The following is a 22,188-nucleotide window of genomic DNA, read 5'->3' on the forward strand; positions in this document are numbered from 1 at the left end:
AAGCAACTCAACGCTTCTTTGAATGATATTTTTCAGACGGCCTTCAATTGATTAACCAATCAGCTGCTTCAACACTTCAGCCTTGGCCTTATCAAAATCTTCTTGCGAAATCAAACCGCCATCCAGCAAAGACTTGAGTTTCACCAATTTCGCCTGCGGATCTTCGGCAACCGGCTGAGCATTTTGCTGAGCCTGTTGCGCATTCGGCTGCATCATGCCAGCCATGGCACCCGCCATCGCCTGACCAATACCGGCACCTACGCCCAAACCTGCACCGATTCCGGCAAGTCCGCCTTCATTTTGTGCCGCAAGCGGGATGGATTCGGCGGTTTGATATTGGGTGTAGCGTCCCAAATCGCCGATAACACCCATCGAAATTTTCTTATCCAACGCAGCCTGAATAGACGCGGGCAAAGTAATGCTTTCAACAGTGAAGTTTTCCAGTGCCAAACCCAGCTTGGCAAATTCCGCGCCAAGCAATTCGCCGATTTTTTGCGACAGCAAAACTTGGTTCGCCGCCATATCCAAGAATGGGATACCGGAGCTGCCGAACGCGGCCGCCAACTGGGTGACTGCGATATTGCGCAGTTGGTTTTCCAAGTCTACGCCGCTGTATTGCGCCGCCACACCGCTGACTTCTTTAAAGAATTTTGCCGGATCGCTGATGCGGTAAGAATACATACCGAACGAACGCAGTTGCACCGCGCCAAACTCGGCATCGCGCACGGTAACTGGTTGAGACGTACCCCATTTTCGTGCGAGCTGTTGTTTGGTATTGAAAAAGTAAACATCCGATTTAAACGGAGACTCAAAAAGCTTGTCCCAGTTTTTCAAGTTGGTCAGCACTGGCAGAGTTTGCGTATTGAGCGTGTAACGCCCCGGACCGAACACGTCCGCGGTTACGCCTTCATCGACAAACATCGCCATCTGCGCCTCACGCACAGTCAGGCTTGCACCGTTTTGGATCTCCTCATCGGCAATCGGAAAACGCCACATCAGCAGGCTGTCATCGGGATTCGGCCATTGAATGACGTCGATAAACTGTTTCTTGATAAAGTTGAACATCGCAGTTCCTTATTTGAAGAAGAAAGGATAACTTATGGGCAGTCAGGTCAATTTGCCTAGTCGGTTATATCGCTTATTTTATATAAATAGAATGTCATACGATATTAACATTCAAAATGTCTTTATGCATGGGAATAGAGTGGGTGGCTGCATATACTTTTATCGCAAACTAAATAATAACTATATAGATATTAACTTTTGAAAACTTCGAAATTAAACCTCTTACCGACTCAGTTTTACACTATTTCCAGGTTTTTTATCCATACTGTCTCATAAAAAAGACAAATATTTGCGATAAATCATTAAAGAATATAATAAAAGTAAATATATTACCCCATCAGCATTGTTAATGTTCATTAAATATTATAAACTTTGCCATGCAATAACATTAAATTATCACACTGATTTTCCCAAACTAAAAGGAATTTACATGAAAAATTCTGCTCATTTCTGTCTTGCTGTGTTAGCACTGTCTGCTGCAGTAGGCGCACAGGCTGCCCGCCCTGTTGAATTTACCGTTGGCAGCGAATATTACAACGAAACCTATCGCGAATATGAACAAGATGGTAGTCGAATAATGCAACAAAAAGGCAACCTGTGGTCTATTAATGCGGGGGTTAAATACCGTTTCAACGATCGCCATGCGGCAAAATTGGAAGGCCGTTATTCCCGTGGTAAATCAGATTACACAGGAAGCTTCCAAAATGGATTTGGTGAATCCACAGGTTATGGTTCTGCCACACTCAAAAATGCACCTCGCCGCGCATACGATATCCGTGCCTTATATGAATATACACATCCAATTAACGATCGCTTTAGCCTGACTGCCGGTGCAGGCTTGGGACACCGTGTTCTGAGAGATTTGAGCCGACGTGTCGATCCTGATGATTATGACCGCAAAAACCGAACCACATATGCGCAAATCAATGCCGGTGTAAATATCGCACTTCCAGCAAACTTTGAGATTGCTCCTCGTATTGCCTACAATCGTGCCGTTAAGGGCCGCCAGTATTCTTACGAGCCAGATCGAGAAGAAACCAGAATGAAACAAGGCGGTGGACAAGGTATTGAGGTTGAAGTACCTGTATCTAAAAAATTCTCTAACGGTTCTAAAATCAGTCTGACCCCGTTCTATCGCGGCTGGAAAGTCAAAGATTCAAACTTCACCGTTACAGAAGACTATGGCTTCATTCAATTGGGCGCGATCGAACCTAAAAACCGCACCCGTGAAACAGGCATAAGATTGCAATACTCGTTCTAATTTAGCAAACTTAAGTAGTTAAAACATTTCAGACGGCCTTGTATATAACAGGCCGTCTGAATTTTTTGATGCTTTCAGAATTTCACTATAACGCCAATACCATCAGACATAAGACCTTATCAGTCAAAAAAATCTACCGATAATTTTTCTAGGTAGGAGTCAGGAACAGCACATCTTTTGCTATCCAACCGACCATCAAAATCAAGTCAAGCAAGCCGCATTCAAAATGCCGATCGAGATGGACACTGCACCAAACAACGCGCCGACGGCAACATTGTTACCGATGAGTTCTGCGGTAGCGCCTTTAATCATCATTGTCGCAGCGAAATAGACAAAAATCTGAATTACGGCTGCGGCAAGGGCCCACAGGATAAAATCGATGAAGCTGACGCTGTGTGCAATGCTTGAGGCAAGCGTCAGACAAAAACCGACCAACGCGCCGCCAAATGACAAGGCGCAGGCAAGGTTGCCGTTTTTAATCAGGCGCAATTCTTCAACGGGTGTAATCCGCAGATATACGGCAGCAAAAACAACGGTCATGGCGATACCTGCCAACATGTATTGCAGGTAGAGCAGATATTGGGACAGAGAAATACTCACGATAAGATTCCTTGGTTTGCAATAAAGTGATTATGCCATATTTTTGAAGATAAACCCTTCGAAAAATATGGCATTTTTAGAAGCGCTTCAGGCCGTCTGAAACGGTCTGATTTTTAATTCATGTTTTATTGTGATAATCGTTGACGATTTTTGTATGTTTATGTAACTATTGCGCACCGTTATTTATTAGAGCAAAGAGGAGAATATGAGCATACTCGCCGCTATCCGCCCTAAAGAGCCTTTGCGCCATTTGCGCTGGTTTGACATGCTGATTGTGACCGCTATCCTGTTCGGTCAATTTGCCTACCGTTCTACCCAACTTTATATCGCCAGCCTGATGCCGCAAGTGGAAACAGCCGCGGTTGCCGAAGAGGCGCGCGATACTGCGGTAACCGGCGTGGCTTATTCTGAAAACATGAGCCTGCAGTTGACGCTGCTTGCTATTGCTCTGATTTACCTCGTTATCCGCCGTTTCGACTTCAAACAATTGCCGATTCGTTTTAACTTAGGCGTGTTGTTTTGGACGCCTGTGATTTTTATCCTGATGGGTCTGACCGCCGATGCGGTAACTTCGTTAAGCGGCGGCTACAATTACTTCACCACTGAAATCTTCCAATACATCAAACCATTATCCATTTTTGACAAATTCGCCGCCCTTGCGCCGATGGCCATCCTCTACGGCCTTTTAAACGGCTTTTATGAGGAATTCTGTTTCCTCGGCCTCTTGACCTGCGTGGAAGACAAATACAAATGGCAGGCATTGGCCTATTCGACCTTGGTGCGCATCTCCTTCCATACTTATCAAGGCATGCTTTGGGCGACCGTTATCGGCGTTGTTTTCGGCTTGATGTACTACTTCTTCTATAAATACAAAGTCAAAAACCTGCTGCCGTTTTTCCTGATTCACGCCTTGGCAGATATCTTCGGCTCCGGCTTCATCTATTTGATTTGCGCTTAATGGCAATGGTTGACTGAATAAACAAGGCCGTCTGAAACATCATCTTCAGACGGCCTTTTATCATCTATCGGCTTACTTAATCAACGTAATTGCCACATTCGCATCTTCAGTTGCAACGGCCTCAATCACGACATCTCCGCCAAATCGCAGCACCGAGCCTGCGCCAACCGTATGTTTTTCCTTCTGATTCAAGGTTACGTCAAAGCTTCCTTTTCCAACGGCAAAAATCAACGTTTTAAAACCCGGATGATCGTGCGGCTTAATCTGCTCCCCTTTCTTCATGTCTTTCTTAACGACCATGTAATTTTCGCCGCTGAAAATCTTACCGTTTTCTGAAGAAACCTCTCCCAAAGGCGCGGCAGAAACAGCAACGGAAAACAAAGCAGACAGCAATACGGCAGAAATATTGGCAACTTTCATGACAAGCCTTTCTTGAAAATAGGGCTTTCATTCTACAAAAAACCACTATATTGTTCAATAATAATTCTCATTTCTTAATCTAAAGGCCGTCTGAAACCCAACGATATTTTTCAGACGGCCTGATTGATCTGTATAATATTTTCTTATTAATAAAATCGCTTTATATACCCATCAAATGGAAACCGTCAGAAAAGATCCGCTCGGCTCGGCATGGATGGTTATTGCCGCGCTCGGCTTTACCGTCATGAACCTCTCCATCAAAGCCGCCTCAACGCAATTCGGCTTTTCCAGCGGCGAGCTGGTCTTTTGGCGCATGCTGGTCTCCACCCTGTTCTTAGGCATCATGGCCAAAGCGCAAGGCAACACGTTTTCCACGCCGCATTGGAAAACCCATCTCAACCGCAGCGTCATCGGCACGCTTGCCATGATGTGCACGTTTTATTCCGTCATGCACCTGCCGCTGGCAACAGGCGTCACACTCAACTACACGTCCTCCATCTGGCTTGCCATCTTTTCATTTTTCATTTTAAAAGAAAGAATTACGCTTTATACCCAAGCCATTTTGGTTATGGGCTTTATCGGCGTTATCCTGTTGCTCAACCCATCTTTTCAAGGCGGACAGGAATTTGCCGCGCTGGTCAGCTTAGCAGGCGGCGCCATGTCGGGCTGGGCGTATTTGAAGGTGCGCGAACTCTCGCTTTTGGGCGAGCCTGGCTGGCGCGTGGTGTTTTATCTGTCGCTTACCGGCCTGATTATGTCTGCCATTTGGAATTGCTTTACCGGCTGGCATCCGCTGACCGTGTCTTCCCTGCCCTATCTGGCCGGCATCGGCATCTCCGCCATGATTGCCCAACTGGCCATGACCCGCGCCTATAAGGTCGGCAAGAAATTTACCGTTGCCTCACTTTCCTACCTGGCTGTCGTTTTCTCCGCCCTGTCCGGCGTACTGCTTTTCGGCGATAAAATCACTTGGCAGGAAGCCGCCGGCATGGTTATCATTGTTGCAGGCGGCGTGTTCAGCAGTTTTACTCCGGCCTCAATCAAAAAATTTCTGATGAAGCAATAATTTAACAAGGAGAACACCATGATTTCCATCCGCGAACAATCTTACGGCTTAAACGTAGCGCTGTACAACGAGTTCACTTTGGACGATTTCCGCCAATTGGAAGAAGCCTTGTTGGCCGCAAAACAAAAAGTCCATCTGCCCGACATCCTGTTGGACTTGTCCATGCTGAAAGACTTCACCATCGATATGGCGGTCGAGCAAATCAAATTCCTCAACCAACATGAAACCGACTTCGGCCGCGTTGCCGTTATTACCGACGACATTTGGATCAAACTTGGCGCGCGCCTTTCCAGCCTCTTGACCAACCAACATCCCAAATATTTCAGCGACGCTGCCGAAGCACAGGCTTGGTTGTTGGCAAGCAATTTGAAATAAAGACAAGGCCGTCTGAACGCATTATTGAGCAAATATAAAACCGCTTAGGCTCAAACAACGGCATCACGACATCTGTCAAAGCATAAAAAAGGCCGTCTGAAACCTTGCAACCTGCAAAGTTTCAGACGGCCTTTCATCGTTTTTATTCAAAAACTTACATAACACTCAATACATCAATACCCAACAATTCCAAGCCTTGTTTCAGCGTGTCGCCGGTCAGCTTTGCCAGTTGCAGACGGCTGTTGCGGGTTGCGCCTTCTGATTTCAAAATCGGGCAGGCTTCGTAGAAGCGGCTGAACAAGGTAGCGATTTGATAGAGGTAGGCGGCGAGGTAGTGCGGATACGCAGTATCTGTCACGCTTTGCAGTACGTCTTCAAATTTCAGCAGCTCGGCGGCCAGTTGTTTTTCCAAAGGTTCGGTCAAAACGGTTGGCGCGGTTGCGTCCCATTCGCCTGCTTTGCGGAACACGCTTTGTACGCGGGTATAGGCATATTGCAGGTAGGGGGCGGTGTTGCCTTCAAACGAAAGCATGGCGTCCCAGTCGAACACATAATCGCTGGTGCGGTTTTTGCTCAAATCGGCGTATTTGACCGCGCCGATGCCGACGGTTTTGCCAATTTTTCCTGCTTCGTCTGCGCCCAATTCAGGGTTTTTCTCTTTCACCAAAGCGGTGGCACGCTCAACAGCTTCGGTCAGCAAATCAACCAGTTTTACGGTGTCGCCGCTGCGCGTTTTGAACGGTTTGCCGTCTTTGCCCATCATGGTGCCGAAGCCGATAAACTCAGCTTTTACATCTTCCGGCAGATAGCCTGCTTTGCGTGAAGTGGTAAAGAGTTGCTCAAAGTGCAAGGCTTGGCGGTGGTCGACGACGTACAGCAAGCGGTTGGCATGAAGCGTGCCGACACGGTAGCGCAAACACGCCAAGTCGGTGGAAGCATAAAGGAAGCCGCCGCCTTGTTTTTGCACGATAAATGCGGCAGGTTCGCCCTCTTTGTTTTTGAACTCGTCCAAGAACACGACTTTCGCGCCGTCGTCTTCGACTGCCAAACCTTTTTCGACCAAATCATCGACCACAGGCTGCAAATCGTCGTTGTATTTAGATTCGCCCGCCACGTCTTCAGGGCTCAGTTTCAAGCCCAGCGTGTCATAAACGGCTTGGGCGTGCGAGAGTGAAATATCGACAAACTGTTTCCACAATGCCAAAACGGTTTCATCGCCGCCTTGCAGCTTCACAACGTATTCGCGTGCGGTATCGGCAAAGGCTGGATCTTCGTCAAAGCGCACTTTGGCGGCGCGGTAAAATTGCTCCAAATCCGCCAGCTCGAACGCGGCATTGTCTTTTTGCTGTTCAACCAAATAAGCGACCAACATGCCAAACTGCGTACCCCAGTCGCCGACGTGGTTTTGGCGGATGACGGTGTTGCCCATAAATTCCAACACGCGTGAAATGCTGTCGCCGATGATGCTGGAACGCAGGTGGCCGACGTGCATTTCTTTAGCCAGATTAGGCGAAGAATAGTCGATAACGACGGTTTGCGGTTTGTCGGTTTTCGCTACGCCGAAACGCGCGTCGTTCAAGGCCGTCTGAATGTTTTGGGCGAGGAATTCAGGACGCAGGCGCAGGTTGATAAAGCCCGGGCCGGCTACTTCCGCACTTTCAATCACAGCGTTGTCCGCCAATGCCTCGGCCACTTTTTGCGCCAACTCGCGCGGATTTTGTTTGGCTTTTTTCGCCGCACCCATCACGCCGTTGATTTGGAAATCGCCGTGTTCGGCATTCTTGGTCGGCTGCAAAACAACGGGGCTGTCGGCAATGCCTGTGGCGGCAAAGGCTGCTTGGGCTTCACGTTCGACGGTTTGGTATAAATTCATGTTGTCGGTCTCTATCAATTCAAATCAGGCGGTATTTTAAAAGAATTTCGGGCTTTAAAACAGGGCAAGCTGCAATACTTCTCCAGCGGCTTGTTATATGATTGCATTCTGATTCAACGATTTTGCTGTAAAGGCCGTCTGAAAGGAAAAGCCATGAACCCCAAAAATACGCTTTGTCTGATTGTCGATATCCAAGAACGCCTGCTGCCCGCCCTCTCCGGCGCGGACGAAATGTTGGAACGCTGCCGCCTGCTGATTCAAGGTTTGACGGCTTTGGACGTACCCTTTGCCGTAACCGAACAGTATCCGAAAGGTTTGGGCAACACCGTATCCGCCGTATCGCTGCTGTTGCCCGAAGGTACGCCTGTTGTCGAGAAAACCCGATTTTCAGCGTTTTTACCTGAAATTCAGGCAATATTACGCAAAAACGACGTCAAAAACGTTATTTTAGTTGGAGCGGAAGCGCATATCTGTATGCTTCAGACGGCCTTGGATTTGAAGGCGCAAGGTTACGCCGTATCCCTGCCTTTTGAATGCACCGCCTCGCGTACAACGGCCAACCGCGACAATGGTTTGGCGCAACTGAGCCGTCAGGGCATTATCATTTCCAATGTCGAAAGTATTTTGTTCCAACTGCTCGGTGATGCCAAACATCCGGCCTTTAAGACTATCTCCAAACTGATTCAATAACAGGCCGTCTGAAATGCAATACACCATCCGCCCTGCCCTGCGCCAAGACTTGCCCGCCATCGTCGATATTTACAACAGCACCGTGGCCACGCGCCAATCCACGGCCGATTTGTCGCCGACCACGGTTGCCGAACGCGAAATGTGGTTTGCCGCGCACACGGACAAACGCCCGATCTACGCCCTTTACGATGCCGACGGCACCGTATTGGCCTGGGGTAGTTTCAGCGACTACCATCCACGCTACGCCTACCACATCAGCGCGGAAGTCAGCATTTATGTCCGCCACGATATGCGCGGTGCAGGCGTGGGCAAAATCCTGTTGCGGCACATGCTCGAACGCGCACCGTCCTTAGACATCCACAACGTCATCGCGCTTGTGTTCGGCCACAACTATCCGAGCCTGAACCTGTTTCACCGTTTCGGTTTTGAAGAATGGGGGCGGCTGCCGCAAGTCTGCGATTTGGAAACCATGTTGGCAGACGTGGTGATTTTGGGCAAAAGGATTGTGGATTGATTACGGCAAAGGCCGTCTGAAAACTGAATTCAGACGGCCTTTTGACGGCAAAACCTTTATTCCGGTTTCTTCGCCAGCATGGTAACGAATTTAAACTGAATCGGATTGCCGAATTCGTCTTTCGCGTGCATCGAACCCAGCTCTTCCTTGTATTCCACCAATTCCCAATCCTTATAGTATTCGCGCAGCTCGCCCTCACTAAACTTGAACGGGAACGGCATCGGGCAAGGGAAATCTTCCGTATCCATCGCAGACACGATCAGGTTGTAGCCGCCGGGGTTGGTGTGTTCCTTTATATTGGCAATCACGTCAGGAACGTAACGCGGCATCAGGAACATAAACACCACGGTCGCCACCATATAATCGAAGTTTTCCTGAATATTGGCGGCGTTGAGGTCGTATTCAAACGCGCGGACATTCAACTCTTCGATACGCGCCAGCTCTTCCACGTTTTGAACCGCATGGGGATTATTATCGACAGCGGTAACGTCAAAACCTTTCAAACCCAGATACAGCGCATTGCGGCCCTGACCGCAGCCCATATCCAAAACCTTGCCGACAGGTACGATGCCTTCGGCAGCACGGACGGCCGAATGTGTCGCGCTCATGCCGTATTTCTTATTGAAATAGTCTGCCGCCTCGCAGTAAAACGACAGTTGGATTTCCGTGTCTTGCGTTTGCGGCGCGATAAAGTGCCATGCTTGCGGATGGATAATCCAATCATCGCTTTCAGGCGTCAGCTCGTGCGTGGACGTAACATTGCCCGCCTCGTCCACTTCATTGAAGTTCAGACGGCCTTGGAGGACATTGAGGCAGCCCCAAGTACCGGCGGCAGTATTGTGTTTGGACAACAAGGCTTCGGGAATCTCGTCCGCCGTCCACACCGGCATCTGCTTGTAACAAAACAATTCTTGCTGTTCGCTCATCATGTTTCCTTTCTATTTTGACGGTTTCAACACAGCTTCTGCCAAGGCTTTTTGAATGGCAATCACGCTCTTGTCGCTTTTAAATTGCAAGGTTTCGGTTGGCACCTCGCCGGAAGAAACCCAAATCTTCAGCTCGGCATCCAAATCAAAATGACCCGAGGTTTCCACCGAAAAGCGCGATACTGAACGGTATGGAATCGAACGGTAAGACACTTTCTTGCCGGTCAACCCCTGCTTGTCCACCAACACCAGCCGATATTCGGTAAACACAATCAAATCGCGCACCAGGCTGAATGCCATTTTTACCTGTTCGCCATCAATCAGGATATTCGCCAAATCGCGTTCCACCGCATCGGCGTCTTTTTGCGAAGCATTGCCCAAAAGGCCGCTGAACAATCCCATATCTGCCTTCTTTCTATACGAGTGATAAAGCGCAGGGTATTTTACACGCGTAAACCGTATTTGCCGATATTTCAGACGGCCTTATGTTATGATAATGATACCGCCTTATTCGACAAAGACATGCCCATGGATAAACCCGTTTACCTCTACACAGACGGCGCATGCAAAGGCAACCCCGGCGCAGGCGGCTGGGGTGTATTTATGCGCTACGGCACACACGAAAAAGAACTGTTCGGCGGCGAAGCCGAAACCACCAACAACCGTATGGAACTGACTGCCGTCATCGAAGGCCTGAAATCCCTAAAACGCCGCTGCCAAGTCGTCATCTGCACCGACTCGCAATACGTCAAAAACGGCATGGAAAGCTGGATACGCGGTTGGAAAAAAAACGGCTGGAAAACCGCCGCCAAAAAACCGGTTAAAAACGACGACTTATGGAAAGAGCTGGATAGTTTGGTTCAACAACACGATGTCCGCTGGACATGGGTAAAAGGCCATGCCGGACACCCAGAAAACGAAAAAGCTGACGAACTTGCCAATAAGGGCGCGGCAAAATTTTTATAACATTTCATCCATGACTGCACTCAAACATCTCAAACCATTCTTTTGGATTGCCATCATTGCATTGATTTGTGTGACGCCCATAGCACTTATGTTCGCCTATTCGCCCTTTCATGATGTCAATGATTTTTTTCGCTTTGGCTTGTGCGATCACGTTAAGAGTGCCGAAGAATGTGCCGACTTAATCACGCCCTCCTATTTATTTTGGTGGTTTATACCTGAACCGTGGCTTTTCGCATTCATATCTCTGACTGCCATTTACCTTGTTCTAAAAATCCTGATTGAAATCATCCGATTCCTATTCAGACTGAGAAAGAAAAACCCATGACCTGCCCCATCTGCACTGCCGACAACGAAGATATTTTGCTGCAAACGCCAAACCTGCGCGTTATCGCCGTCCACAATGAAGCCGGCGCACCGGCATTCTGCCGCGTGATTTGGAATAACCATGTTTCCGAGATGACCGACCTTTCCCCTGCCGAACGCAATGAAATCATGGAAATGGTGTATCAGGTTGAAGCCGCAATGCGCCAAGTCTTCCGCTCGGCCAAAATCAATCTGGCCAGCCTCGGCAATGTTGTGCCTCACTTGCATTGGCACGTCATCGCCCGCTTTGAAAACGACGCCAACTTTCCTGCGCCGATTTGGGCCGCACCCGTACGCGAACACGGTATGACCCTGCTCGAAAATTGGCCGCAACAAATCAAAAACTTAATCGCTTAAACTTTCAGACGGCCTATAAGGGCCGACACGCCCAGTTCAGGCCGTCTGAACATATAACGAAAGGAAAACCTCAATGACTTCCACCACGCGCCGCCATTTTCTGCGCACCTGCTCTGCCGCGGCAGGCGCAGGGTTGTTGCAAGCCTGCGGTACAGGCACGACCACCACGCCGCAAACCAAAACCACTTCCACCACCGCGAAAGCCCAAACCGTGCAACCTAAGCAACCCCATCCGCCACGTTCCGGCGACAACCTCCTGCGCGTTGTTGCGCCGTCAGGCTTCGCCGAAGACCCCAACCGCGTAACCACCGGCCTGACCCGCCTCTACAACGCAGGCTTTACCGTAACCAACCAACAGGCAGGCAGCCGCCGTTACCAACGCTTCGCCGGCTCCGATGCCCAACGTGCCGCCGACTTCCAAGACGTTGCCAGCGGCCGCGTCGAAACGCCCAAAGTCCTCATGGGCCTGCGCGGAGGCTATGGCGCGGCACGTATCCTGCCGCAAATCGACTTCGCCTCACTCGGCGCCAGAATGCGCGAACGCAGCACATTGTTCTTCGGCTTCAGCGACGTGTGCGCCGTCCAACTCGCCCTGTTGGCCAAAGGCAATATGATGAGCTTTGCCGGCCCGATGGTGTACAGCGAATTCGGCAAAGCAGACCCCAGCGTCTTTACCATGGATTCCTTCATCCGCGGCACGACCAACAACGTCAACATCGTTGATGTTCCGACCATCCAACGCGCCGATGTCAACGTCGAAGGCACATTGTGGGGCGGCAACCTCAGCGTTCTCGCATCCCTCGCCGGCACACCTTACATGCCCGATATTCAAGGCGGCATCCTCTTTATCGAAGACGTCAGCGAGCAGCCTTACCGCATCGAGCGTATGCTCAATACGCTTTATCTGTCAGGTGTTTTGCAAAAACAACGCACCATCATCTTCGGCGATTTCCGCATGGGCACCATCCGTGACGCGTACGATTCCAGCTACGACTTCTCCGCCGTCGTCAACCACATTTCGCGCACCGCCAAGATTCCTGTGTTGACCGGTTTCCCATTCGGCCACATCACCAACAAAACCACTTTCCCGTTGGGTGCGCATGCCAAAGTCCGCAGTACCGGCAACGGCGGTTATTCCGTCACCTTCAGCGGCTACCCGACGCTGAACCCGTCCGCGCTGACGCTCAACAACCTGCTGCCGCCTCCCGTGCCGACTTACGACAGCACCATCTACCGCGACAGCATTACTGAAGAAGTGACCGAATAAGGCTTGTTCAAATCAAAAGGCCGTCTGAAACCCAGTTTCAGACGGCCTTTTTATATCTTCATCTTAACCGTAACGTCGTTGGAAATCTTTCATAAATTCGGCCAACGCGTTCACACCTTCAAGCGGCATCGCATTGTAAATGCTGGCGCGCATACCACCGACGGTTTTATAGCCCTTGAGCAGGCACAAGCCCTGCAACTCGGCCTCCAACACAAAGTGGCGGTCCAAATCCTCGCTTGCGGTTTTGAAGACCACGTTCATTTTGGAACGCGCATCAGGATAAATATCGTTGATGTAAAAACCGCCGCTGCCGTCTATCGCCTCATACAAGGTTTGCGCCTTCATTCGATTGACCGCTTCAATTTTTTTCACACCGCCCTGCGTTTGCAACCAGCGGAACACCAAGCCCGACATATAAATCGCATAGGTGGACGGCGTGTTGTACATACCGTCGCGGTTGATATGAGAACGGTAGTTGAACACATCGGGAATATCGTTCGGACAACGCTCCAGCAAATCCTCGCGGATAATGACCACGGTCGCACCGGCTGGGCCGATATTTTTTTGCGCGCCGGCATAAATCAGGCCGTAATCGGATACATCAAACTCACGCGACAAAATCTCGCTCGACATATCACACACCAGCGGCGGCAGGCCGTCTGAAAGTTTGGGGACGTTTTGATACTGCAAGCCGTTCACGGTTTCATTAATCGCAAAATGAACAAACGCGGAATTCGGGTTGACATCCCAATCCTCAACCGCAGGCAGATTTTTATAGGCATATTGCTCGCCGCCATGCGCGGCCAAACGGATTTCGGCATTGCTTAAACGGCTCATCTGTTCATAGGCAATACGGCTCCAGTTGCCCGTTACCACCGCGTCGGCAGTCGCAAAACCGTGCGCCAAATTCATGGCCGCCATATTGAATTGCGCGGTCGCACCGCCCTGTAAAAATAGGATTTTATAGTTGGACGGAATATTCAAAAGCTGGCGCAAGTCTTGTTCGGCATGATGCAGAATACTCAAAAACATATCCGAACGGTGGCTCATCGCCATCACGGGAAAGCCCGTACCGTTGTAGTCGAGCATTTCCTGTTGCGCGGTACGCAATACCGTTTCCGGCAATACGGCAGGACCTGCGGAAAAATTGTAAATCGGGTGTGCGGACATGGCGGCCTTCTTTCTTATTCGGTGGGTATGAAGAAATTGTAGAACCGCCTTGCACATTGTGCAAGCACGAAAAATCAGAAAATCCAAGGCCGTCTGAAAACAAAGCAATACCAATTATTTGTTTTCCAAACTAATTTAAGAAACACCACACCAAAACTTGTCAACAATTTCCTTTTCAGACGGCCTCAACCCTCCCCTTTACATTTAAGCAATCACTTCAAAAAATCCACGCCAAATCAACACTTTTCTTTTATCTTGAAAACAGTTATAATAGGCCAATTTTTCAAATCACACGAAAAATGGCCGCGCGGCCATTTTTTTGTTTATGTACTTCTGGAGAAGCATGGATATTCAAAGCATTCTTGATAAAACCCTGCCTGGCTTGGGCTACGAGCTGGTCGATTTCGAACTGACCGCACAAGGCGATTTACGCGTTTTCATCGATAAAGAAGGCGGCATCACCGTCGAAGACTGCGCTACTGTCAGCAACCATCTGAGCCGCGTGTTTATGGTTGAAGACATCGACTACAAACGTTTGGAAATCTCCAGCCCTGGCCTTGACCGTCCGTTGAAAAAAGCCGCCGACTTCGTGCGCTTTGCCGGCCAGAACGCCAAAATCAAAACACGCCTGCCGATTGATGGTCAGAAAAACTTCATCGGCCGCATCGAATCTTGCGAAAACGACATCGTTACCGTCTCTTTCGACGGCAAAACCGCCCAAATCGAATTGAGCAACATCGACAAAGCCCGTTTGCGCCCCGAATTTAAATTTTAAAAACCGATTACTTGGAGATTCTAGAAAATGAGTCGCGAAATGTTACAGCTGGCCGAAGCGCTGGCAAGTGAAAAAAACGTTGAAACGGAAGTCGTATTCAAAGCCCTTGAATTCGCCCTCTCTACTGCCGCCAAGAAAAAAGCCGACCGCGAGCACATGGACGTGCGTGTCGAAATCGACCGCGATACCGGCGAATACCAAACCTTCCGCCGCTGGCTGATTGTTGCCGATGAAGACTACACCTACCCCGACGTAGAAAAAACCATCGAGGAAATCCAAGAAGAAATTCCCGGCACAACCATCCAAATCGGCGAATACTACGAAGAGCAGCTGCCAAACGAAGGTTTCGGCCGCCAAGCCGCACAAACTGCCAAACAAATCATCCTGCAACGCATCCGTGATGCGGAGCGCGAGCAAAACCTGAACGAGTTCCTCGCTTCTAAAGAAGACATCGTTTCCGGTACGGTAAAACGCGTCGAGCGCCACGGCATCATCGTTGAAGTCGTCGCGGGCAAACTCGACGCACTGATTCCGCGCGAAGAAATGATTCCGCGCGAAAACTTCCGCAGCGGCGACCGCATCCGCGCCCTCTTCCTGCGTGTGGACGAAATCGGCAATACCGGCCGCAAACAAGTCATTTTGAGCCGTACCAGCGGCGACTTCTTGGCCAAACTCTACGCCAACGAAGTACCTGAAATTGCAGACGGCCTGTTGGAAATCCGCGAAGTAGCACGCGACCCCGGCCAACGCGCCAAAGTTGCCGTTAAAGCCAACGACCAACGCATCGACCCGCAAGGTACTTGTATCGGCGTGCGCGGTTCTCGTGTTAACGCCGTGAGCAACGAATTGTCCGGCGAACGCATCGACATCGTATTGTGGTCTCCTGAGCCTGCGCAATTCGTGATGAATGCGCTGTCTCCTGCCGAAGTGAGCCGCATCGTGATTGATGAAGACAAACACGCTGTTGACGTGATTGTTGATGAAAACCAACTGGCGCTGGCCATCGGCCGCGGCGGTCAAAACGTCCGTCTGGCTTCCATCCTGACCGGCTGGCAGCTGAACATCATGACCGTTGAAGAAGCCGACGAGCGCAATGCCGCCGAAGACGCGGTTATCCGCAACCTCTTCACCACCCACTTGAACATCGACGACGAAACCGCCGATATCTTGGTGGAAGAAGGCTTTGCCACTTTGGAAGAAGTTGCTTACGTTCCAGCGGCAGAATTACTCGCCATTGACGGCTTTGACGAAGAAATTGTTGAAACCCTGCGCAACCGCGCACGCGACGCTATCCTGACCATTACCATCGCCGCAGAAGAAAAACTGGGTGAAGTGTCTGAAGACATGCGCAATTTAGACGGCGTAAATTCCGATATGTTGCGCAAACTGGCCGAAGCCGGCGTTACCCAACGCGATGATCTGGCCGAATTGTCTGTTGACGAATTGGTCGAAATTACCGGTGTTGACGAAGAAGAAGCCAAAAAAGTGATTTTGGCTGCACGCGAACACTGGTTTACTGAAGAAAATAACTAAGGGGGTACTGAATGAGTAATACAACCGTAGCGCAATTTGCCGCCGAACTAAACCGCCCCGTCGATGATTTGCTTAAACAATTGAAAGAAGCCGGGGTCAACAAAAACAGTGGTAATGACAGCATAACCACTGACGACAAACAACTGTTGACTGCTTACCTGCAAAAGAAAAACGGCAGCAATAGCGGCACCATCAGCATCCGCCGCAAAAAAACCGAAGTCAGCACCGTTGATGGCGTAAAAGTGGAAACACGCCGCCGCAGCCGTGCCGTTACCATTCCTTCTTCCGAAGAATTGGCAGCGGAAGCCAAAGCCAAAGTAGCAGCGGAAAACCAAAAAGCCGAAGCAGAAAAAGCAGCCGCCCAAGCTGCCGAAGAAAAAGCCAAAGCTGAAGCAGAAGCTGCCGCCAAAGCCGAAGCCCGTGCCAAAGCAGAGGCTGAAGCAGCCAGACTGAAAGCAGCCAAAGCCGCACCAAAAGCGGAAGGCAAACCTGCCGAAGCCCAAAAAGAAGAAGCCAAACCGGTTGAAGCCGTAGAAGCCAAGGCCGAAGCAAAAGTTGAAGCTAAAGCAGACAACAAGCCGTCTGAAAAATCCGTTGAAGCTGAAAAACCAGCCGAAGCCAAGAAACCTGCCAAAGCCAAACAAGACAAAGGCGGCAAAGGCAAAGAAGCGAAAAAGGCAGCCAAACCTGCCGCTCCTGCCGTACCGCAACCTGTCGTCAGCGTGGAAGAACAGGCTCAACGCGATGAAGAAGCCCGTCGTGCCGCCGCCCTGCGTGCGCATCAAGAAGCCTTGTTGAAAGAAAAACAAGAGCGTCAAGCACGCCGTGAAGCCATGAAACAACAGGCCGATCAAGACTCAAAACCTACTAAAGAAGCCAAATCAGGCGAACGCAATAAACCTGCCGAGAAAGCAAAAGCGGCATCCGGCGAAGGCAAATCCGAACACAACGCGCGCGGTAAAAAAGAAGACCGTCGTGACCGTGACGAAGAAAACCAAGGCCGTAACGCCAAAGGCAAAGGCGGCAAAGGTGGTCGCGACCGCAACAATGCACGCAATGGCGACGACGATCGCGTACGCAGCGGTAAAAAAGGCAAAAAACTCAAACTTGAGCCAAACCAACACGCCTTCCAAGCGCCGACCGAACCTGTCGTACACGAAGTTTTGGTACCTGAAACCATTACCGTTGCCGACTTGGCACACAAAATGGCCGTTAAAGGCGTCGAAGTGGTTAAAGCCCTGATGAAAATGGGCATGATGGTAACCATTAACCAATCTATCGACCAAGACACTGCCCTGATTGTAGTGGAAGAACTCGGCCACATCGGCAAACCTGCTGCAGCCGACGACCCTGAAGCATTCCTGGATGAAGGCGTTGAAGCAGTTGAAGCCGAAGCATTGCCGCGTCCACCGGTTGTTACCGTGATGGGTCACGTTGACCACGGTAAAACTTCCCTGCTGGACTACATCCGCCGCGCCAAAGTGGTACAAGGCGAAGCGGGTGGCATTACCCAACACATCGGTGCATACCACGTTGAAACCCCTCGCGGCGTGATTACTTTCTTGGATACTCCGGGTCACGAAGCGTTTACCGCAATGCGTGCGCGCGGTGCGAAAGCAACCGATATCGTGATCCTCGTGGTTGCCGCCGACGACGGCGTGATGCCGCAAACCATCGAGGCAATTGCCCACGCTAAAGCCGCCGGCGTACCAATTGTGGTTGCCGTCAACAAAATCGATAAAGAAGCCGCCAACCCTGAGCGTATCCGCCAAGAGCTGACTGCGCACGAAGTCGTGCCTGACGAATGGGGCGGCGATGTACAGTTTATCGACGTTTCCGCTAAAAAAGGCCTGAACATCGATGCATTGCTCGAAGCCGTCTTGCTCGAAGCCGAAGTTTTGGAACTGACTGCCCCAGTCGATGCACCTGCCAAAGGTATCATTGTTGAGGCACGTTTGGACAAAGGCCGCGGCGCGGTTGCCACATTGCTGGTTCAAAGCGGTACACTGAAAAAAGGCGATATGCTGCTGGCCGGTACTGCATTCGGTAAAATCCGTGCAATGGTTGACGAAAACGGCAAAGCCATCAATGAAGCCGGCCCGTCTATCCCTGTCGAAATCCTCGGCTTGTCCGATGTACCGAACGCAGGCGAAGATGCAATGGTATTGGCCGACGAGAAAAAAGCGCGCGAAATCGCCCTCTTCCGTCAAGGCAAATACCGCGACGTGCGCTTAGCCAAACAACAGGCCGCAAAACTGGAAAACATGTTCAACAACATGGGCGAAAACCAAGCCCAATCCTTGTCCGTCATCATCAAAGCAGACGTACAAGGTTCTTACGAAGCTTTGGCTGGCAGCCTGAAAAAACTGTCCACCGACGAAGTGAAAGTGAACGTGTTGCACAGCGGCGTGGGCGGCATTACCGAATCGGATGTCAACTTGGCCATCGCTTCCGGCGCATTCATCATCGGCTTTAACGTCCGTGCAGATGCTTCCGCACGCAAACTGGCTGAGAATGAAAACGTGGAAATCCGTTACTACAACATCATTTACGATGCCATCGACGACGTGAAAGCCGCCATGAGCGGTATGCTCTCTCCGGAAGAGAAAGAGCAAGTAACCGGCACGGTCGAAATCCGTCAGGTTATCTCCGTTTCCAAAGTCGGTAATATTGCAGGCTGTATGGTTACCGATGGGGTGGTCAAACGCGATTCCCATGTCCGCCTCATCCGCAACAACGTGGTTATCCATACCGGCGAGCTATCTTCTTTGAAACGCTACAAAGACGACGTCAAAGAAGTCCGCATGGGCTTCGAGTGTGGTCTGATGCTCAAAGGCTACAACGAGATTATGGAAGGCGACCAACTCGAATGTTTCGACATCGTCGAAGTTGCCCGTACTCTGTAATCAGACAGACCGTCTGAAAAATTAGAAGCAGGTTTTGCAATGCGAAACCTGCTTCTAATTTTTCAGACGGCCTTTTTACAACCATTCATAGTTTGAAACTATTGAAATTGATGTGTGGTATATAAGAAACAAAACAGCCGCACAAGGCAAAGCCATTTGGCAAAAGAATAGACGGCAAACTAAGCCTGATAAGGCTCTCTATATATTGTCATATCTTAACGTTTCTGTTGTTTTTCTCAAATTTCGGCACTAGTATATACAGCCTAAACACAATACAAATTAAGCAATACCGGTCATATGCCGGATACGTTTACTTCCTTGTTACTCTCATCAATATCTAAAGAAAATATCATGACAATCGAAAAAGCAATGCGCATCCGCAATGCGCAATTTGAATTACGACATTTAGAGCAATTACAGCCATCCCCTATTGCACAAGCAACAACAGGTACATCGGGAGATGACGTTTATTATGTAACCCGCAGCGACGATAAAATCATTGAAAATCCAAATGGTGGCGATGATACGGTTTACAGCAACGTCAGCTATACCCTTCCAAACCACGTTGAAAACCTTGTTTTGACGGGTACAGCCAACATCTTCGGTGCAGGCAACAACAGCAACAACATCCTCATCGGCAATGAAGGCCGCAACCGCCTCAACAGCGGCCGCGGAGACGACATCGTTTACGGCGGTGGCGGTAACGATTTCATCAACGGCGGCGAAGGCGACGACCGTCTTTTCGGCGAAACAGGCAATGACACCCTCAACGGAGAAACAGGCAACGATGTGCTTGAAGGTGGCGAAGGTGACGACACCTACCTTTTCTCTGCCAAAAGCGAGCAAGACACCATCATCGACAACCAAGGCCACAACAGCATCCGCTTCCATACTGACCTGAGCCTTAACGATTTAACCGTTGAAGTCCGAAACAATGAAACCGGCGGTCATGACTGGCTGATTGCCGTGAAAAACAGCAACGCCGTTTTAACCATCAAAAACCAATACACTCAAAACGGTACCACACCGGCAGTCTCCCACTTCATCATTGGCACACAAAAACTGGATGTAAACAACTTTGCCAAATATTTCGATATTTCCCTGACTGAGCATACCGAAAGCGGTCAGACCATCGATGGCAGCGACGACAATGACTACCTCATCGGCACATCCGGCGATGATATTATCGACGGCAAGGCCAGTTCCGACATTATGGAAGGCGGAGACGGCAATGACACTTACTACGTTGATGATGTAAAAGACGTGGTGATTGAACAGGCTGGCGGCGGCGAAGACACCGTATTCAGCAGCATTTCCCATACTGCCGCTATCCACGTCGAAAATGTTACCTTAACCGGCTCGACCAATATTTTTGCCGCCGGCAACAACAGCAATAACATTCTGACCGGTAACGAAGGCCGCAACCGCCTCAACAGCGGACGCGGTGATGATACTGTTTACGGCATGGGTGGCAACGACAACCTAAACGGCGGCGAGGGCAACGATTATCTGGATGGCGGCGACGGTAACGATGTCATCAATGGTGATTCAGGCGACGACATTTTGGTGGGCGGCAAAGGTAAAGACATTCTGAAAGGCGGCGCCGGAAACGATACCTATATCTACGGCGACAACGATACCATTATCGACAACCAAGGCATCAATACCCTCAAGTTTTCAGACGGCCTGAACAATGCCAAGCTCAACCTGAAGACCATTCATAACGATGATGGCAGCCAAAGCTGGGAAATTACTTCCGAACAAGGTTCAGCCCTGATTCAAAACCAAATCGGCGCGGATGGCAGTATTTCCATCGACCGTTTCCAGTTCAACGACCAAACCTACACTGCCGCGCAGTTCCAACAGGCCTTCCAACCAGTGAAAGCCGAAACCATTAAATTTGCCGGCACAAACGGCGACGACACTTTGCATGGTAATGCAGCCGACAATGAAATTGACGCTGGCAACGACGGCCATGACACCCTCTATGGCCACGACGGAGATGACATCTTACGCGAACACAGCGAAACCTATTACGGCAACGAACCTGCTTCCGACGATAAATTCTATGGTGGCAACGGTAACGACAAACTCTATGCCCATGTAGGCACCGACTTACTCGACGGCGGCGCAGGCAATGATTATCTGGAAGGCGGAGAACACAACGACACCTATGTTTTCGGAAAAGGTTACGGCCACGACACCATTTTCGACTACAACTTCGGTTTTGATAGCGAGGCAAGCCTACACAGACTCAACGCTAATGTCGTTAAATTTACCGGCGGCATTACCCTTGACGACCTCGAAATTACCGTTGAAAAAGGTTACGACAAAACCGGGATTGCCGACATACCCGACAGCAACCAATTTGTATCCCCCCCCCTGTTGGATGGCGATACTTGGCATATCCGCATTAAAGGCACGGACGATGTTTTAACCATCAAAAACCAAAGCGGTATTTATGGTGCGATTTCCGAGTTTCAGTTTGACGGCAATACCTCATACAGCACAGGCGAGCTGATCAACCACTTCAAACTGTCTATCCCGCACATGATCGGCAACAAAAACATCGTCCAATACACAGGCCAACCCGTTGAAGAACTCAACCGTGATGTGTACAACAACTTCAATCACACCATCCACGCCGATAGCGACAACAGCGATTTAGATTTGTCGCATTACACTTCTGTTGTCGAATACAGGGGCAACCGAAGCGATGAAACCATTACTTTGGGCCGAGGCATCAACATCGTTGATACGGCCGGCGGCAACGATACCATTACCGACCCGGGTGCCGACAACACCGTTATCATGTTTGGCAGAAACAGCGGCAACGACACCTTTAATCCGTATGGTGGCAGCGATACCCAAGTCCTTTTCAAAGAAGGGCTGACGCTGAAAGATTTACAGTTGAAAACCGGCGATGATTGGGTCTTAACCATCAAAGATACAGGCGACACCCTGACCATCCATGACATTGCCAACAATAATGTCGACAGCTTTGTATTCGGAAACGGTAAGAGCTACACCGCCGATGAAATCAGCAAAGCACTGATTACTGAAAATACACAAAACAACGGTATCCTGTAAAACTCAAAGGCCG

At 49.9% G+C, this 22,188-nt stretch carries 21 protein-coding genes; 14 read left to right on the forward strand and 7 right to left on the reverse strand.

Features of this window, described 5'->3' with window-relative positions:
• Window positions 1-51: 51 nt before the first annotated feature.
• A complete protein-coding gene (locus ACTHSA_RS01335) occupies window positions 52-1,065 on the reverse strand; it encodes an SPFH domain-containing protein (RefSeq protein ID WP_049335400.1) in 1,014 nt (337 codons plus the stop codon).
• A gap of 430 nt (window positions 1,066-1,495) precedes the next feature.
• Between ACTHSA_RS01335 and ACTHSA_RS01340 the strand changes: the two genes are divergently transcribed.
• Window positions 1,496-2,326: an outer membrane beta-barrel protein gene (locus ACTHSA_RS01340; RefSeq protein ID WP_039861962.1), complete on the forward strand. Its 831-nt coding sequence runs from the start codon at window positions 1,496-1,498 to the stop codon at window positions 2,324-2,326.
• A 201-nt stretch (window positions 2,327-2,527) separates the two neighbouring features.
• On the opposite strand, the gene ACTHSA_RS01345 is transcribed toward ACTHSA_RS01340, so the two are convergent.
• Window positions 2,528-2,926 (reverse strand): DUF350 domain-containing protein, encoded by a 399-nt coding sequence (locus ACTHSA_RS01345; RefSeq protein ID WP_039861961.1) that lies wholly within the window; start codon window positions 2,924-2,926, stop codon window positions 2,528-2,530.
• 205 nt (window positions 2,927-3,131) lie between these two features.
• Between ACTHSA_RS01345 and ACTHSA_RS01350 the strand changes: the two genes are divergently transcribed.
• Complete coding sequence (locus ACTHSA_RS01350; protein WP_004519330.1) at window positions 3,132-3,884, forward strand: CPBP family glutamic-type intramembrane protease; 753 nt, start codon at window positions 3,132-3,134, stop codon at window positions 3,882-3,884.
• 72 nt (window positions 3,885-3,956) lie between these two features.
• On the opposite strand, the gene ACTHSA_RS01355 is transcribed toward ACTHSA_RS01350, so the two are convergent.
• Window positions 3,957-4,304, reverse strand: a complete 348-nt coding sequence (locus ACTHSA_RS01355; RefSeq protein ID WP_004519329.1) for a hypothetical protein — start codon at window positions 4,302-4,304, stop codon at window positions 3,957-3,959.
• Window positions 4,305-4,479: 175 nt separating this feature from the next.
• Between ACTHSA_RS01355 and ACTHSA_RS01360 the strand changes: the two genes are divergently transcribed.
• Entirely contained in the window at window positions 4,480-5,370 is an 891-nt protein-coding gene (locus ACTHSA_RS01360) for a DMT family transporter (protein WP_440366976.1), read from the forward strand.
• A gap of 18 nt (window positions 5,371-5,388) precedes the next feature.
• Window positions 5,389-5,745, forward strand: coding sequence for an STAS/SEC14 domain-containing protein (locus ACTHSA_RS01365; protein ID WP_003678720.1), 357 nt, complete (start codon window positions 5,389-5,391; stop codon window positions 5,743-5,745).
• A 154-nt stretch (window positions 5,746-5,899) separates the two neighbouring features.
• On the opposite strand, the gene argS is transcribed toward ACTHSA_RS01365, so the two are convergent.
• Complete coding sequence (gene argS, locus ACTHSA_RS01370) at window positions 5,900-7,618, reverse strand: arginine--tRNA ligase (protein WP_440366980.1); 1,719 nt, start codon at window positions 7,616-7,618, stop codon at window positions 5,900-5,902.
• 153 nt (window positions 7,619-7,771) lie between these two features.
• On the opposite strand from argS, the gene ACTHSA_RS01375 reads away from it, so the two are divergent.
• Window positions 7,772-8,308 carry an isochorismatase family protein gene (locus ACTHSA_RS01375; RefSeq protein WP_440366982.1) on the forward strand — a complete coding sequence of 179 codons (537 nt, stop codon included), beginning with the start codon at window positions 7,772-7,774 and terminating at the stop codon, window positions 8,306-8,308.
• 13 nt (window positions 8,309-8,321) lie between these two features.
• Window positions 8,322-8,822, forward strand: coding sequence for a GNAT family N-acetyltransferase (locus ACTHSA_RS01380; RefSeq protein WP_004519325.1), 501 nt, complete (start codon window positions 8,322-8,324; stop codon window positions 8,820-8,822).
• A 56-nt stretch (window positions 8,823-8,878) separates the two neighbouring features.
• Here the strand turns inward: ACTHSA_RS01380 and tehB are convergent, their stop codons facing one another.
• Window positions 8,879-9,748, reverse strand: a complete 870-nt coding sequence (tehB, locus tag ACTHSA_RS01385) for an SAM-dependent methyltransferase TehB (RefSeq protein ID WP_039861960.1) — start codon at window positions 9,746-9,748, stop codon at window positions 8,879-8,881.
• Between the two features lie 12 nt (window positions 9,749-9,760).
• On the reverse strand, window positions 9,761-10,150 hold the full coding sequence (locus ACTHSA_RS01390) for a PH domain-containing protein (protein ID WP_004519323.1): 390 nt from the start codon (window positions 10,148-10,150) through the stop codon (window positions 9,761-9,763).
• A 126-nt stretch (window positions 10,151-10,276) separates the two neighbouring features.
• On the opposite strand from ACTHSA_RS01390, the gene rnhA reads away from it, so the two are divergent.
• The 4 genes from rnhA to ACTHSA_RS01410 all read left to right on the forward strand — a co-directional run bounded on the left by rnhA (window position 10,277) and on the right by ACTHSA_RS01410 (window position 12,701).
• A complete protein-coding gene (gene rnhA / locus ACTHSA_RS01395) occupies window positions 10,277-10,714 on the forward strand; it encodes a ribonuclease HI (protein WP_049335392.1) in 438 nt (145 codons plus the stop codon).
• Between the two features lie 10 nt (window positions 10,715-10,724).
• On the forward strand, window positions 10,725-11,039 hold the full coding sequence (locus ACTHSA_RS01400) for a hypothetical protein (protein WP_049335391.1): 315 nt from the start codon (window positions 10,725-10,727) through the stop codon (window positions 11,037-11,039).
• Window positions 11,036-11,434, forward strand: a complete 399-nt coding sequence (locus ACTHSA_RS01405; protein ID WP_440366985.1) for an HIT family protein — start codon at window positions 11,036-11,038, stop codon at window positions 11,432-11,434. The genes ACTHSA_RS01400 and ACTHSA_RS01405 overlap by 4 nt, the downstream gene beginning before the upstream one ends.
• A gap of 73 nt (window positions 11,435-11,507) precedes the next feature.
• Window positions 11,508-12,701, forward strand: a complete 1,194-nt coding sequence (locus tag ACTHSA_RS01410; protein WP_049335388.1) for an LD-carboxypeptidase — start codon at window positions 11,508-11,510, stop codon at window positions 12,699-12,701.
• A 63-nt stretch (window positions 12,702-12,764) separates the two neighbouring features.
• Here ACTHSA_RS01410 and serC read toward each other — a convergent pair whose 3' ends face one another.
• Complete coding sequence (gene serC / locus ACTHSA_RS01415) at window positions 12,765-13,871, reverse strand: phosphoserine transaminase (RefSeq protein ID WP_049335386.1); 1,107 nt, start codon at window positions 13,869-13,871, stop codon at window positions 12,765-12,767.
• A 343-nt stretch (window positions 13,872-14,214) separates the two neighbouring features.
• On the opposite strand from serC, the gene rimP reads away from it, so the two are divergent.
• The 4 genes from rimP to ACTHSA_RS01435 all read left to right on the forward strand — a co-directional run bounded on the left by rimP (window position 14,215) and on the right by ACTHSA_RS01435 (window position 22,175).
• Window positions 14,215-14,646 (forward strand): ribosome maturation factor RimP, encoded by a 432-nt coding sequence (gene rimP / locus ACTHSA_RS01420; protein WP_003685973.1) that lies wholly within the window; start codon window positions 14,215-14,217, stop codon window positions 14,644-14,646.
• A gap of 27 nt (window positions 14,647-14,673) precedes the next feature.
• Window positions 14,674-16,179, forward strand: coding sequence for a transcription termination factor NusA (gene nusA / locus ACTHSA_RS01425; protein WP_049335384.1), 1,506 nt, complete (start codon window positions 14,674-14,676; stop codon window positions 16,177-16,179).
• An 11-nt stretch (window positions 16,180-16,190) separates the two neighbouring features.
• Window positions 16,191-19,085: a translation initiation factor IF-2 gene (gene infB, locus ACTHSA_RS01430; protein WP_440378785.1), complete on the forward strand. Its 2,895-nt coding sequence runs from the start codon at window positions 16,191-16,193 to the stop codon at window positions 19,083-19,085.
• Between the two features lie 351 nt (window positions 19,086-19,436).
• On the forward strand, window positions 19,437-22,175 hold the full coding sequence (locus ACTHSA_RS01435) for a calcium-binding protein (RefSeq protein ID WP_440366988.1): 2,739 nt from the start codon (window positions 19,437-19,439) through the stop codon (window positions 22,173-22,175).
• Window positions 22,176-22,188: the final 13 nt, after the last annotated feature.

It is taken from the genome of Neisseria sp. P0008.S002, assembly GCF_051962805.1.
In the GTDB taxonomy this organism is placed as follows: Bacteria; Pseudomonadota; Gammaproteobacteria; order Burkholderiales; family Neisseriaceae; genus Neisseria; species Neisseria perflava.